Genomic DNA, 14,386 nt, shown 5'->3' with positions numbered 1-14,386 from the left:
CAGCCACTGGGCCGCCCGGAACCTTTCAGGTTTTACAGGCCCGCTTTTGGCGAGACCTTCATCAGCACAGGCAGTGCGTCTTCTACTGCAATATCTTGTTTATCTTCGTCTCGACGGCCTTTGTATTCCAGGGTGCCGGCGTTCAGGCCACGCTCGGAAATAACAAACCGGTGCGGGATGCCCATCAGTTCCATATCGGCAAACTTCACGCCCGGGCGCATGTTGCGGTCGTCCAGCAGAACGTCATAGCCCGCTTCACGAAGCTCGTTGTAAAGCTTTTCACCGGCCTCGGCAACAGTTGGTGCTTTGTGGGCGTTCAGCAGCACAATCGCAACTTGGAACGGTGCGATTGCGTCCGGCCAGATGATGCCTTTGTCGTCGTGATTTTGTTCGATGGATGACGCTACGATGCGCGACACACCAATGCCGTAGCAGCCCATTTCCATCACGACCGACTTTCCGTTTTCATCCAGCACCGTGGCGTTCAGAGCCGAGCTGTATTTGTTGCCCAGCTTGAAAATGTGGCCAACTTCGATGCCGCGGCGAATTTCCAGGGTGCCGTTACCGTCCGGGCTTGGGTCACCTTCTACCACGTTACGAATATCTTCAACGCGGCCAACCGGAACATCACGCTCCCAGTTAACGCCGGTCAGGTGATAGTCGTCTTTATTAGCGCCGCACACGAAGTCAGCCAGATGGGCTGCGCTACGATCGACAATGGTCGGGATGGGCAGGTTCACCGGGCCAATAGAGCCTGCCTTGCAGCCAATGGCCTTCTCGATCTCTTCGTCGGTGGCCATGGTCAGGGGTTCTGCCACACCTTGCAGGTTTTCAGCTTTGATTTCGTTCAGGGTGTGATCGCCACGCAGAATAAGGGCAACCAAGCCTGATTCTCCGTTCTCGTCGGCCTCGGCTTTTACGATCAGGGTTTTCACGCTGCGTTCAGCCGGCAGACCCAAGAACTCGGAGACGGCATCAATCGTTTTCTGATCCGGGGTGTGTACCTCATTCATGTCTTCGGAAGCCGCAGGACGGGCGCCAGCCGGAGCAACCGCTTCTGCCTTCTCGATGTTGGCTGCGTAATCACCGCCCGTGCTGAATACGATGGCGTCTTCACCGGAAGAGGCCAGTACGTGGAACTCGTGGGAACTGCTGCCGCCAATGGAACCGGAATCCGCTTGTACCGGGCGGTAATCCAGGCCCAGGCGATCAAAAATGTTGCAGTAGGTCCGATGCATGAGCTGGTAGGTGTCATCCAGCGATGCCGCGTTAATGTGGAATGAGTAGGCGTCCTTCATGATGAATTCGCGGGCACGCATCACGCCGAATCGTGGCCGGCGCTCGTCACGGAATTTGGTTTGGATCTGGTAGAAGTTCGCGGGCAGTTCTTTGTAGCTTTTGAGCTCGTTGCGCACCAGGTCGGTGATCACTTCTTCGTGAGTCGGGCCCACGCAGAAATCGCGGCCGTGACGGTCGTGCAGGCGAAGCAACTCGCCACCGTATTGCTCCCAGCGGCCGGATTCTTGCCATAGCTCTGCCGGCTGGACAGCGGGCATCAGGACCTCCTGGGCTCCACTTTTGTCCATTTCTTCACGTACAATCCGTTCTACTTTGCGCAGGGTTCGCAGGCCAAGTGGTAGCCAGGAATAGAGGCCGGCGGCCAATTTACGGATCATGCCTGCGCGCAACATCAGCTGGTGGCTGATGATTTCCGCGTCAGCAGGGGTCTCTTTTTGGGTGGCAATCAAATAACGGCTCGCTCGCATCGTGTCTTCCGCTTTTTCGAAAAGTGGGGATTGGACTAATTGGCAGTGGTACTGGCCCGAAACTGCCTTTCATTGTCTTAAAGTGAGCGTTATTGTACGGAGCCTGCCCCATAAGGTACAGATGATGACAGATGAATCTATAAATGTAGCACCGCGCCGGAAGCCGGTTCAGGCACGTAGCCGGGAGCGCGTGGACAGCATTCTCCGCCACGCGGCCGAGATCTTTCACGAGAATGGCGTAGATGGCACCAGTATGTCGGCCATTGCCCGGCAATCGGGTATGTCGCTGGCCTCGCTGTATCGTTACTTTCCGAACAAAGCGGCCATAGTTCATGCGCTCGCTGAAGGGCATGTCGAAAAAATGGAAAGCGCGCTGCGGGAACGTCTGCTGGAAGTCGGGTTGTCTGAAGCCGTGGACGTGCTGATTGACTTGTTTTACGAGTTTTATCGGACGGAGCCGGCTTATACGGCCATCTGGAGTGGTGTCGAATCGATGCCGGAACTGCGGGAACTGGATTTGCGGGAGCTATACAGTAACGCTCGGGATTTCGATGCACGGCTCAAAGAAGAGTTTCCGGGTATACCCGAAGAACGTCGATGGACCGCGAGCTTGTTGTTACCACGTTCTGCTGGTTCGATTCTGCGGCTGGCTGCTACCTTACCGGAATCTCAGGGTACCTTGCTGGCAAACGAGCTTAAATGCATGGCACGCGCCTATCTGATGGAGTTGATTCGTCAGGACAAATAGCCCAGAGGCAGGGCGGTGCTGTCGATGACTCTTCGTAACACAAAGCTTGAGTGCACTCCGCTGACACCGGGAATGCGGGTGATACGGTTCAGCAGAAATTGGTGATAGTGATCCATATCGGGCACCACTACCTTTAGCATGTAATCTGCGCTTTGCCCGGTAATCAGATAGCATTCCTGCACTTCTGGGTAGTTGGCGATCTGTTCTTCGAAATCTGCGAACCGCTCCGGGGTGTGCCGGTCCATCCCTATCAGTATGACGGCGGTCAGGGCCAGTCCCAGTTTCTTGTGGTCAAGAATGGTGGCGGTTCTGACAATGATGCCCGAATCTTCCAGTGACCGAACCCGGCGCAGGCACGGGGAGGGCGACAAACCGACCTTTTCGGCGAGCTGCTGGTTGGTGAGGGAGCCATCATTCTGCAACTGTTCGAGAATTTTTCGATCAGTTTTGTCTATTTTTACTAACGCTTTGTCATTGCCCGGCATAATGTGTCATCGCTTAGTTTGGTTGGGCAATATTGTGCCATAGTTTTTCTATTTTCGGCTAAAATTCGCAATCGGATGGCGCGTTAAATTGGTTACACTGGCGTTATCTCTTCGATCAGTGAAAGGAATTGTCAGACATGGCTTTTGATCATCGGAAATACGCACCCTTCAAACCCGTTGCCAAGAAAGATCGCCGTTGGCCGGACCAGATTATTGAAAAGGCGCCAACCTGGTGTGCGGTGGATCTGCGGGATGGTAACCAGTCATTGATCAAGCCGATGTCCGTTGCCCAAAAGCAGCGCTTGTTTGATTTGCTGGTTAAGCTGGGTTTCAAGGAAATTGAAATAGGCTTTCCAGCCGCGAGTCAGCCAGACTTTGATTTTTGCCGGAAGCTGATTGAAGAGAACCGGATTCCGGACGATGTCACTATTCAGGTGTTGACGCAGGCGCGCGCCGAGCTGATCGAGCGCACCTACGAGGCTTTGGAAGGCGCTAAGAAAGCGATTGTGCACGTCTACAACTCTACCTCTACGGTGCAGCGTGAACAGGTGTTCGGGCTCGACCGTGAGGGAATCTGCGACATTGCCCGCAACGGCGCGACGCTGGTGAAGGAGTTTGCCGGCCGTTATCCCGATACCGAGTGGACCTTCCAGTATTCTCCCGAGAGCTTTACCGGTACGGAGCTGGATTTTGCCAAGGACGTAATTGATGCGGTGACAGGCGTTTGGCGCCCAGATCAGGGGCAGCCGGTGATTATCAATTTGCCTGCAACCGTTGAAATGTCAACGCCGAACGTATTCGCTGACCAGATCGAGTGGATTGGCGAAAACATTCAATACCGGGATTCGTTGAGCATCAGCGTTCATACCCATAACGATCGCGGCTGCGGCGTGGCGGCCGCCGAATTGGCTGTGATGGCTGGTGCGGATCGGGTTGAGGGTACCTTGATGGGTAACGGCGAACGTACGGGCAATATGGATTTGGTCACTATGGCCATGAACTTGTACTCGCAGGGTGTCGATCCTCAGTTGGATTTGTCGGGCATGGCAGAGATCACCGAAGTGGTGGAAGCCTGCACGGAGATATCCACTCATCCGCGTCATCCCTACGCCGGCGAGTTGGTCTTTACTGCGTTTTCCGGCAGCCATCAGGACGCAATCCGGAAATGTTTGGCGCGCCGCAAGGACGGGGATGTCTGGAATGTTGCCTACTTGCCAATCGATCCTTCAGATCTGGGCCGGCGTTATGAAGAGGTGGTGCGAATTAACAGCCAATCTGGCAAAGGGGGCGTGGCATACGTGCTCGAGCGTGACTACGACATCAGTTTGCCTCGCTGGCTGCAGATCGAGTTCAGTAAAGTGGTTCAATCCGAAGCTGAAACCAACGGAGGTGAGATCGATTCACACACCATTCACCATTTGTTTGAAGAGCGGTATCTGAAGGTGGCGAAAGATTGGGCGCTGCGAACCTATAACTTGCACCGCGACGAGGAAGGTGTACGCGCCGATGTGGTGGTGGGGGCAGATGAATCGCCAGTTAGTCTGGAAGGTCGCGGTTTGGGTGCAGTCGAAGCTGTGTCGGATGCGTTGACCCGCCGTTTTGGTGTTTCCATTGCGGTTGAGGCTTACGATGAGTTTGCGTTGGGTGAGGGGACCAAGGCTAATGCGCTGGCGTGTATTCGTTTGAATGCCAACGGTAAGCTTTGCAGTGCAGCTGCACTGGCTGAAGATACGACCTCTGCGACCTTGCAGGCCTTGTTCTCAGCTGTTGCCCAGGAAGTTGGCGAACAGATGCCGGAAGGAGCGGATAGTCGCGAATCTGTTTCGGCCTGACGCTCGCTTGTTAGCTTGTAGCGAAACCAAAACAGCCGGCACGAATGCCGGCTGTTTTGTTCCGTCTGCCCGTGAGGGGCATCAGGCAATCAACATAAGCCTGATTATAGCGGCGTTACGTTCTCTGCCTGCGGGCCTTTCGGGCCCTGAGTAACGGTGAACTGCACCTGCTGGCCTTCAGCCAGAGTGCGGAAGCCACCTGAGTTGATTGCACTGTAGTGAACGAAAACGTCACTGCCGCCTTCCTGCTCAATAAAGCCAAAGCCTTTCGCTTCGTTGAACCATTTGACCTGGCCAGTTTTTGTATCAGACATTGATCTTTCCTGTACTTACTAAAAGGTTTGCCCTCACGGGACCATACATGCTGAATAATTCGGGGCGTTCTGATGAAAGGGGCAACGAAAAGCCGGGGCAGGACGTTGGTGCACATTCGCCAAATACCGCTGCAGAATTACACAGCAATTTCAGTATAGACCGACTTTTCGGTCCGTCAATTTTTTAGATATCGATTTTTAAAATTTTTTTTGCATTAAAAACAGTTGCTTGTATCCATTGGTCGAGTGAAGGCCGGCCCCGAAATGGAGCGGCCTCGAATCGTCTTAGAGAAGGTGCTTCTGTTGGTCAGCGCCGGAGTGCTGCGCTGATCTCTTCCAAAATAGCGGGATCGTCAATGGTGCTTGGCACGCTGTACTCTTCCTGATCGGCGATCTGGCGAATGACCCGTCGAAGAATCTTGCCGGATCGGGTTTTGGGGAGACGATCAACGACGATGGCCCGCCGGAAACAGGCGATGGCGCCAATCTTTTCCCGAACCATCTCGATCAGTTCTTCTTCCAGTTCGTCCGGGTCGATCGTCGCTCCATCTTTAATCAGTACCAGTCCAATGGGTAACTGGCCTTTCAGGTCGTCGTGTGTACCTACCACGCAGCATTCTGCGATGGCTGGGTGGGACGCAACCACTTCTTCCATCTCCCCGGTTGAAAGGCGGTGGCCGGCCACGTTGATGACGTCATCGGTTCTGCCCATGATGAAGACGTACCCATCCTCGTCTACGTACCCGCCATCGCCTGAACTGTAATAGCCAGGAATCGGTCGCAGATAGCTGTTCAGGAAGCGTTCGTCGTCGCCCCAAACCGTCATCAGGCAGCCGGGGGGTAATGGGAGTTTGACGGCAATCTGGCCCTGTTCGCCGTCTGGTACGGACGAGCCGTCCATGTTGACCACCCGAACATCAAAGCCGGGTGATGGCACGGTGGAAGATCCGGGTTTGGTGGCCATCATCTCGATGCCTGCCGGGTTGCAGCAGATCGCCCAGCCGGTTTCGGTCTGCCACCAGTGGTCGAGGATCGGCAAGTGAGTGTTTTCTTTCAGCCATTCGTAGGTCGGTGGGTCCAGGCGTTCACCGGCCAGATAGATGCGTTTCAAAGACGAGGTGTCGTATTTCGCCAATTGCGTCGCCTCGGGATCTTCCTTACGAACAGCTCGGAAAGCGGTCGGCGCAGTGAACAGGATATCAACTTTGTGGTCTTGAATGACGCGCCAGAAGGCGCCGGCATCAGGGGTTTTAATGGGTTTGCCTTCGTACAATATCGTGGTGCAGCCGGCAAACAGCGGGCCATAAACAATGTAGCTGTGGCCGACGACCCAGCCGACATCCGAGGCTGCCCAGTAGACATCGCCGGGTTTGGCGTCATATACCAGGCCCATACTGTACTTGAGGGCAACAGCATGGCCGCCGTTGTCCCGGACCACGCCTTTGGGTTTGCCCGTGGTGCCGGAGGTGTAAAGGATGTACAGCGGATCAGTCGCGTTTACGGGCACCGGTTCTGCCGGGGTGGCGTTTGCGCACAGTTCGTTCCAGTCCCGGTCACGCTCGGCCTGCATTGTGGCTTTAGCTTGAGGGCGCTGGTACACCACGCAAAGGTCTGGCTTGTGGCTCGACTGCTCGATGGCTTTGTCGACCAGAGGTTTGTATTCAATCACAGTGTTGACTTCGATGCCGCAAGAGGCGGTGATCAGTGCCTTGGGCGTGGCATCGTCAATTCGCACGGCCAGCTCGTGGGCGGCAAAGCCTCCGAATACAACCGAGTGGATCGCTCCCAGGCGTGCACAAGCCAGCATGGCAATGGCGGCTTGCGGGATCATGGGCATATAAATAATCACCCGATCGCCTTTTTCTATGCCTTGGTTTTGCAGGGCGCCGGCGAACAGTGCGACTTCGTCCCGGAGTTGGTTGTAGGTGTATGTTTGCTGGGTGTTGGTAACGGGTGAGTCGTAAATAAGGGCGGCCTGATCGCCCCGGCCCTCGCGGATGTTGGCGTCCAGAGCGACATCGCTGGTATTCAGGGTGCCGTCAGCGAACCATTCCCCGTGACCGTTTTCGAGTGGCTGCCAGATGGTGTTGGGCGCCGAATTCCAGTCAATGTGTTGCGCTTGTTCGCGCCAGAAATCGTCACGCTGATCGATGGAACGGCGAAATGCGGAGTTGTAGCTCATATGCTCCACCTCAGTTGAGTGGTTTTTATTTTATGTTTGGTTCCGTCAACTGTAGGAGTTTTGCAGGGGTGAGCTAGTAGACAATAGGCGTAGTGAGTCAAGAGAGCGCTTGGTTTACTGAGGCTCTACCTCTGTAACGGTCGCGGAAATGTGCCCCTGACCGAATTGGGCGCGAATGGTATCGCCTTTTGAGAGCTGGCTGGTATTCCGCACTATATCGCCTGTCGCATTCTTGACGATGGAATAGCCGCGCCCGAGCGTAGCAAGGGGGCTGACAACATTGAGAGTCTGTGCCTGCAAGTGAAGCTTGTCTTGCTGCTGCCTCAGGTTATGTTGAATGGCCGCTTGCATGCGATCGTTCAGTTTGCCGACCTGTTCGGCCGTGCTGGTGATCATCTTTCGCGGAGACTGGGTTTCCAGCCTCAGAGTCAGATGATGGGTTTTAAGCGATTGCTGTTCGATCTTCTGACGCATTGCATGATTCAGGCGCATGTCGAGTTCGTCCATGCGTTGAGCTTTATCCTGCAATTCGCGGCGCGGGTCTCTCAGGCGCGCACCGAGATGACCGAGCTGGTTCTCCAGCCGTTTGAACAAGCGTTGGGCCGAGTGCCCCAATCGGACCTGTTGCTCGTTCAGGCGGCGCAGCCAGTCTTGTTGGTCGGGAGAGACCTTTTCTGCTGCCGCTGAAGGAGTGGGGGCACGCAAATCGGCGACAAAATCAGCAATGGTGACATCGACTTCGTGACCAACGGCGCTGACGGTGGGGATGTGGCAGTTGGCAATTGCTCTGGCAACGGTTTCTTCATTGAAGCACCACAAATCTTCCAGTGAGCCGCCACCTCGACCGATGATCAGTACGTCTGCAGCATTGTGCTGTCGGGCGCGCTCGATGGCATTCACGATCTCGGATGTAGCCGCCTTGCCCTGAACGGCTGTCGGGTAAATGGTGACCGGAATCGCAGGGCAGCGTCGGGCCAGTACCGTCAGGATGTCATGAATGGCAGCGCCAGTAGGCGAGGTGACCACGCCGATATGTTTGGGGGTGACAGGAAGCCGCTGTTTGCGCGTTGGGTCAAACAATCCTTCGGCTTGAAGCTTCGCCTTAAGCGCTTCGAAAGCTTGTTGCAATGCGCCGAGACCGGCGGGTTCCATGTGCTCAACAATAATCTGGAAGTCGCCACGGTTTTCATAAAGGGTGACTTTGCCGCGAATGCGGATCTGATCGCCTTCCCGGGGCAGCGTGCGAATGTGCTGGTTCGCGCCGCGGAACATGGCGCAGCGGATCTGGCATTTCTGGTCCTTCAGTGAGAAATACCAGTGCCCCGAAGACGGTCTGGACAGCCCGGAAATTTCGCCTTCTACCCAGACTTGCATAAAACTGGTTTCCAGCAGACGGCGTGCCTGGCGATTGAGTTCGCTGACGCTGAGAGCGTGGGGTCGGGTGTCCGGGTAGGCGGGGGTCAAAGTCGGGCTCCGTGGATTTTATACGCAATAGCCGAGAAGGTGACGGGTAAAAATAACGGAAATTCAGAAAGATGCAACCTGATGGTAAGAACCCCGTGGTTTACTGTGTTCTGTCACCACTTTATAATAGATCGATTAAGGATTTTGCTCTGTCACACCGCTTCAGGTGTGGCTCAGGAGCTCCCAATTTAGCATGATCAAAAGGCGGACCCAAATGCTGCGTATTGCCGAAGAAGCCCTCACGTTTGACGACGTTCTGCTTGTGCCCGGATTTTCCGAAGTGCTTCCCCATCAGGTTGACCTGAAAACACAGTTGACCAAAGGGATCACTCTGAATATTCCGTTGATTTCTGCCGCCATGGATACGGTTACTGACGCTGAGCTGGCGGTCGCGATGGCCCAGGAAGGCGGTATCGGTATCATGCATAAAAACATGACGGTAGAGCAGCAGGCCGCAGAAGTGCGCCGGGTCAAGAAGCACGAAAGCGGTGTCGTTAAAGACCCCATCACTGTAACGCCGGATACCACCGTTCGTGAGTTGGTTGACATCACCATGGCGAACAACATCTCCGGTCTGCCGGTTGTCGACGGTAATGACCTGGTTGGCATTGTCACTGGCCGTGACATCCGCTTTGAAAGCCGGATGGATACCCCGGTTCGGGATATTATGACCAGAAAAGAAAATCTGGTGACCGTGAAAGAAGGCGCGGATCTCGTAGAGGTAAAAGAGCTTCTGCACAAACATCGCATCGAGAAGATTCTGGTTGTTAACGATAACTACGAGTTGCGCGGTCTGATTACCGTTAAAGATATCCAGAAAGCAAAAGATTACCCGATGGCTTGTAAAGATGACCAGGGCCGTTTGCGGGTAGGTGCTGCGGTGGGTACCGGCGGTGACACTGAAGCTCGGGTTCAGGCGTTGGTTGAGGCTGGAGTCGATGTCATTGTGGTGGATACCGCGCATGGCCACTCGAAAGGCGTGATTGATCGCGTTCGTTGGGTTAAGGAAAACTATCCGCAGGTGCAGGTAATTGGCGGTAACATCGCCACTTCAGACGCGGCCATTGCCTTGGCAGATGCCGGCGCTGATGCGGTGAAAGTGGGTATTGGCCCGGGCTCAATCTGTACCACGCGTATTGTTGCGGGTATTGGTGTTCCTCAGATTTCAGCGGTATCCAATGTTGCGGCCGCTCTGAAAGATCGCGGCGTTCCGCTGATCGCAGATGGTGGTGTGCGCTTCTCCGGCGATATTGCCAAAGCGGTTGCGGCGGGCGCCAACTGCGTCATGATCGGTAGCCTGTTGGCAGGTACCGATGAGGCGCCGGGCGAGATCGAATTGTTCCAGGGCCGTAGCTACAAGGCCTATCGAGGCATGGGCTCTCTGGGCGCTATGGGGCAGGGCTCCAGCGATCGTTACTTCCAGGATGCCAGCAAAGGTATTGAGAAGCTGGTGCCAGAAGGCATTGAAGGCCGTGTTGCCTGCAAAGGCCCGATGCGCAACATTATTCACCAGTTGATCGGCGGCTTGCGCGCCTCTATGGGGTATACCGGCAGCGCGAACATTGATGAAATGCGCACCAAACCGGAATTTGTCCGTATTACCAATGCGGGTATGCGTGAGAGCCACGTTCATGACGTGACCATCACCAAAGAAGCTCCAAACTACCGCGTCGGTTAATTATTGCTTGATCTGACACAGCCCGGTTTCCGGGCTGTGTTGTTTTTCTTCAGCCCGAGGACTCCATGGCTCAGAACATTCACGACCACCGTATCCTGATTCTCGATTTCGGTTCCCAGTACACCCAACTGATTGCTCGCCGCGTGCGGGAAATTGGCGTGTATTGCGAAGTTAGAGCTTTTGACATTACCGAAGATGAACTCAACGACTTCAACCCCAAAGGCATCATTCTGGCCGGCGGGCCTGAATCGGTTACCGAATTGGGTGGGCCGCGTGCACCAGAGGACCTGTTTGATAAAGGTATTCCGGTGCTGGGCATTTGCTACGGCATGCAGACCATGGCTGAGCAATTGGGCGGTCGGGTTGCCAGCTCGGAGAAACGCGAATTTGGCTATGCACAAGTTAAAGTGCGCGCGAAAGGGCCATTGCTGAACGACATTACTGATCACCTGACGCCTGCCGGCGATTCGTTACTGGACGTCTGGATGAGTCACGGCGATAAAGTGGTCGCGATGCCAGAAGGCTTTGAGCTGCTCGCATCGACCGAGAGTGCTCCGATTGCAGCGATGCAGGACGTGTCGCGCAACCTGTACGGCGTGCAGTTCCACCCGGAGGTCACCCATACTCTGCAGGGCAAGCGGATTCTCGAACACTTTGTACTGAATATCTGTGAATGCGAAGCTTTGTGGACCCCGGCCAAAATCGTTGACGATGCCGTACGCCAGATTCGCGAGCAGGTGGGTACTGATAAAGTACTGTTGGGCCTGTCCGGAGGGGTTGATTCCTCGGTCACGGCTGCGCTTTTGCACAAAGCCATCGGTGATCAACTGACTTGCGTGTTCGTTGATAACGGCTTGCTTCGCCTGAACGAAGGCGATCAGGTTATGGATATGTTCGGCAGCAGCATGGGTGTGAAGGTCATTCGTGCGGATGCAGAAGATCTGTTCCTGTCAAAGCTGAAGGGTGTCAGCGATCCAGAGCAGAAGCGGAAAGTGATCGGAAACACCTTTATCGAGGTGTTCGACGACGAAGCGGCGAAAATCAAAGACGTAAACTGGCTGGCTCAGGGAACGATCTACCCGGACGTGATCGAATCTGCGGCTTCCAAAACGGGTAAAGCCCATGTGATCAAATCGCACCACAACGTGGGCGGTCTGCCAGAAACCATGAAGCTGAAGCTGGTTGAGCCGTTGCGTGAGCTGTTCAAGGACGAAGTTCGCCGAATCGGGCTTGAGCTGGGCCTGCCTTACGACATGGTGTATCGCCACCCGTTCCCGGGGCCGGGTCTCGGTGTCCGGATTCTGGGAGAGGTGAAAAAAGAATATGCCGATATTCTGCGCCACGCTGATGCCATCTTCCTTGAAGAGCTTCATCGTGCTGACTTGTACCACAAAACCAGCCAGGCGTTTGCGGTCTTCCTGCCGGTGAGATCAGTGGGCGTGGTGGGTGATGCACGTCGCTACGAATGGGTTGTGGCGCTGCGAGCGGTCGAAACCATCGATTTCATGACCGCACGTTGGGCCCACTTGCCGTATGACTTGTTGGAAACGGTTTCCAACCGGATTATCAATGAGATCAGCGGTATTTCCCGAGTGACTTACGATGTGTCCTCCAAGCCGCCTGCGACGATTGAGTGGGAATGAGTAACCTTCTCCCGCTTCTGATGGATAGCGAAACCTAAGTTATTGAAAAGCCCACAGTGTTGTGGGCTTTTTCGTTTCTATCAATCCTGAAGAAAAAACTGGTGATCTTTGCGGTTTTTCCTAAGCTTAACCAATGACTGGTGTGCGATCGAAAAAAGAGTGGAGATATGGAAAATCATCACGCGGATACAAGGGATGCTGTACGTCAGCTGTTTGATACGGTTGACGCTATTTCCGTTCAAGGGTACGACCAAGAACGAAAAGTTGTTTACTGGAATATAGGCAGTGAAAAGATCTACGGCTATTCAGCTGAAGAAGCGGTAGGGCAAAAACTGGAAGATCTGATAATCCCCGAACATATGCGGGAGGGAGTTGTCTCGGCGCACCGGGACTGGGTGACCGATGGCATTGAAATACCAGCCTCCGAGCTTACCTTGCGAAACAAGAGTGGTCAGGATGTAAGCGTTTATTCAAGTCATGTCATGTTTCGGAACGCGCATGATGAATACGAAATGTATTGCATCGACGTCTATCTGGGAGACGTAAAAAAAGCCCAGCGTCAGGCTGTTTCAAAAGAGGAGCTGCTGAACAGCGTTTTTGAATCTATTCCGGATTTGTTTTTCTTGCTGACAGAAGACGGCAGGATTGTTGAATGCCACGCGGGTGACAGTCGGAAACTTTACGTCGAGTATGAGCAAATTGTTGGTAAGCATATGGTCGATTTTCTGCCTGAAGAGGTGTCGGCCAAGTTCAAAGCTTCCATTGCAAAATCGATCGCGGAAGGCGGTGTCCTGAGTTTTGAGTACTATTTAGACCTTCCGATTGGCAGGATCTATTTTGAGGCCAGGCTCAGTCATCTTCCGGGCCAGAAACAGGTCGTCGTTATCGCTCGCGATATTACAGAAGCAAATGAAGCTGCTGAGCTTATCCGAAAGCAGGCGTATTTCGACGCGTTAACCTCGATACCCAATCGTCTCCTGTCGCTTGATCGCCTATCGCAAATGATTAAAGAGATGGAGCGCAGTGGCGAAAAAGCGGCCGTCGTATTTTTGGATGTTGACGATTTCAAAAAGGTTAACGACTCGCTTGGCCATGATGTAGGAGACAAAGTGCTCGTTGAGGCCGCAAACAGGCTGAGTTCGGTAGTGCGGGACTCGGACACGGTGGGGCGTTTGGGGGGGGATGAATTTATCGTGCTGTTGGGGGCGTTGGCTGAAAGTTTTGATGCAGTCGGCACGGTAGAAAAATTGCTGGGGGTTTTCAGGGAACCCTTTACGATTGACGGTAGAGAATTGATTCTGTCCACCAGCATTGGGGTTGCGGTGTTTCCGGATAATGGTGAAAGCGCCACCGACTTATTGCGCAATGCCGACGCGGCGATGTATCAATCAAAAGAAGCGGGACGCAACACCTATTCGTTTTTCACCAAGCAAATGAACGCCATGATTTTGCGGCGTTTGGAAATTGAAGAGCAGTTATACGGTGCTTTGGAGCGTGGCGAGTTTGAGGTTTGCTACCAGCCTAAGATCAATCTCCGCAGCGGGCGAATCATGGGTGCTGAAGCCCTGCTGCGGTGGCACAGCTCGGTGATGGGAAGCGTTGCGCCGGACGAGTTTATACCGATTGCGGAGCACACCGGGCTGATCGTTCCCATCGGGAAATTTGTACTGGCCCAGGCATTGGCGTGTTTGAAGGAGTGGGGGCGTGCCAGTGGGCAGGAATATACGATGGCGGTCAATCTTTCTCCACGGCAGTTCAGGGACCAGGATTTTATCGATTATGTGAAACAGTCACTCAGAACATCCGGAGTGGCGCCCGAGCGGCTGGAGTTTGAAATTACCGAAGGCGTGCTGCTGATCGGACAAGCGTGTGTCGATGACATTTTGACGGGGCTGCACACCCTCGGTATCAAACTGTCAATGGATGACTTCGGAACCGGATATTCGTCATTGAGTTATTTGCGGCGGTACGATTTCGATCTCCTCAAAATTGACCGGAGCTTTGTGGGTGGCATCACCACCAACAAGGAAGATCGCGACCTTGTTACGGCAACGATCGCTATGGCCCACAGCCTGAATCTGGAAGTGGTTGCGGAAGGGGTGGAAACAGCCGATCAGCTTAACGTGTTGTGCAAGCTGGGGTGTGACGTGGCGCAGGGCTACCATTTCAGCAAGCCGATCCCGGCGCGTGAGTTGATGCATTACCGATTGACCGACAGTTGTATGGTCGGAGGCTAATGAAAGGCCGGCCTTGTTGTTTGGTTAAGATGCTGAA

Annotated in this window: 10 protein-coding genes; 5 read left to right on the top strand and 5 right to left on the bottom strand. The window is 54.3% G+C overall.

Features of this window, described 5'->3' with window-relative positions; translation table 11 throughout:
* Window positions 1-32 precede the first annotated feature (32 nt).
* Window positions 33-1,766 (bottom strand): proline--tRNA ligase, encoded by a 1,734-nt coding sequence (locus Q9245_RS01675; protein ID WP_305895532.1) that lies wholly within the window; start codon window positions 1,764-1,766, stop codon window positions 33-35.
* Between the two features lie 124 nt (window positions 1,767-1,890).
* Here Q9245_RS01675 and Q9245_RS01670 point away from each other — a divergent pair, with 124 nt between their 5' ends.
* Window positions 1,891-2,514 (top strand): TetR/AcrR family transcriptional regulator, encoded by a 624-nt coding sequence (locus tag Q9245_RS01670; protein WP_305895531.1) that lies wholly within the window; start codon window positions 1,891-1,893, stop codon window positions 2,512-2,514.
* On the opposite strand, the gene Q9245_RS01665 is transcribed toward Q9245_RS01670, so the two are convergent.
* The gene (locus tag Q9245_RS01665) at window positions 2,502-2,999 is read right to left on the bottom strand and encodes an Lrp/AsnC family transcriptional regulator (RefSeq protein WP_305895530.1); all 498 of its coding nucleotides are present in this window, start codon (window positions 2,997-2,999) and stop codon (window positions 2,502-2,504) included. The genes Q9245_RS01670 and Q9245_RS01665 overlap by 13 nt on opposite strands.
* Window positions 3,000-3,136: 137 nt before the next feature.
* Here Q9245_RS01665 and leuA point away from each other — a divergent pair, with 137 nt between their 5' ends.
* On the top strand, window positions 3,137-4,831 hold the full coding sequence (leuA, locus tag Q9245_RS01660) for a 2-isopropylmalate synthase (RefSeq protein ID WP_305895529.1): 1,695 nt from the start codon (window positions 3,137-3,139) through the stop codon (window positions 4,829-4,831).
* 104 nt (window positions 4,832-4,935) lie between these two features.
* Here the strand turns inward: leuA and Q9245_RS01655 are convergent, their stop codons facing one another.
* The 3 genes from Q9245_RS01655 to xseA form a co-directional block, all read right to left on the bottom strand.
* Window positions 4,936-5,145 (bottom strand): cold-shock protein, encoded by a 210-nt coding sequence (locus Q9245_RS01655; protein ID WP_114333539.1) that lies wholly within the window; start codon window positions 5,143-5,145, stop codon window positions 4,936-4,938.
* Window positions 5,146-5,452: 307 nt separating this feature from the next.
* Entirely contained in the window at window positions 5,453-7,327 is a 1,875-nt protein-coding gene (locus tag Q9245_RS01650; RefSeq protein WP_305895528.1) for a propionyl-CoA synthetase, read from the bottom strand.
* A gap of 114 nt (window positions 7,328-7,441) precedes the next feature.
* Window positions 7,442-8,791, bottom strand: coding sequence for an exodeoxyribonuclease VII large subunit (gene xseA / locus Q9245_RS01645; RefSeq protein ID WP_305895527.1), 1,350 nt, complete (start codon window positions 8,789-8,791; stop codon window positions 7,442-7,444).
* Window positions 8,792-9,005: 214 nt separating this feature from the next.
* Between xseA and guaB the strand changes: the two genes are divergently transcribed.
* The 3 genes from guaB to Q9245_RS01630 all read left to right on the top strand — a co-directional run bounded on the left by guaB (window position 9,006) and on the right by Q9245_RS01630 (window position 14,349).
* Window positions 9,006-10,469 (top strand): IMP dehydrogenase, encoded by a 1,464-nt coding sequence (gene guaB, locus Q9245_RS01640; protein ID WP_305897150.1) that lies wholly within the window; start codon window positions 9,006-9,008, stop codon window positions 10,467-10,469.
* 65 nt (window positions 10,470-10,534) lie between these two features.
* Window positions 10,535-12,112 (top strand): glutamine-hydrolyzing GMP synthase, encoded by a 1,578-nt coding sequence (guaA, locus tag Q9245_RS01635; protein ID WP_305895526.1) that lies wholly within the window; start codon window positions 10,535-10,537, stop codon window positions 12,110-12,112.
* Window positions 12,113-12,252: 140 nt separating this feature from the next.
* Window positions 12,253-14,349 carry a bifunctional diguanylate cyclase/phosphodiesterase gene (locus Q9245_RS01630; RefSeq protein WP_305895525.1) on the top strand — a complete coding sequence of 699 codons (2,097 nt, stop codon included), beginning with the start codon at window positions 12,253-12,255 and terminating at the stop codon, window positions 14,347-14,349.
* The last annotated feature ends 37 nt before the right edge of the window (window positions 14,350-14,386 follow it).

The sequence above is a fragment of the Marinobacter sp. MDS2 genome (assembly GCF_030718085.1).
GTDB lineage: Bacteria > Pseudomonadota > Gammaproteobacteria > Pseudomonadales > Oleiphilaceae > Marinobacter.
Note: the sequence above shows the minus strand (reverse complement) of the source record. Positions and strands in the feature narration are given on the sequence as shown.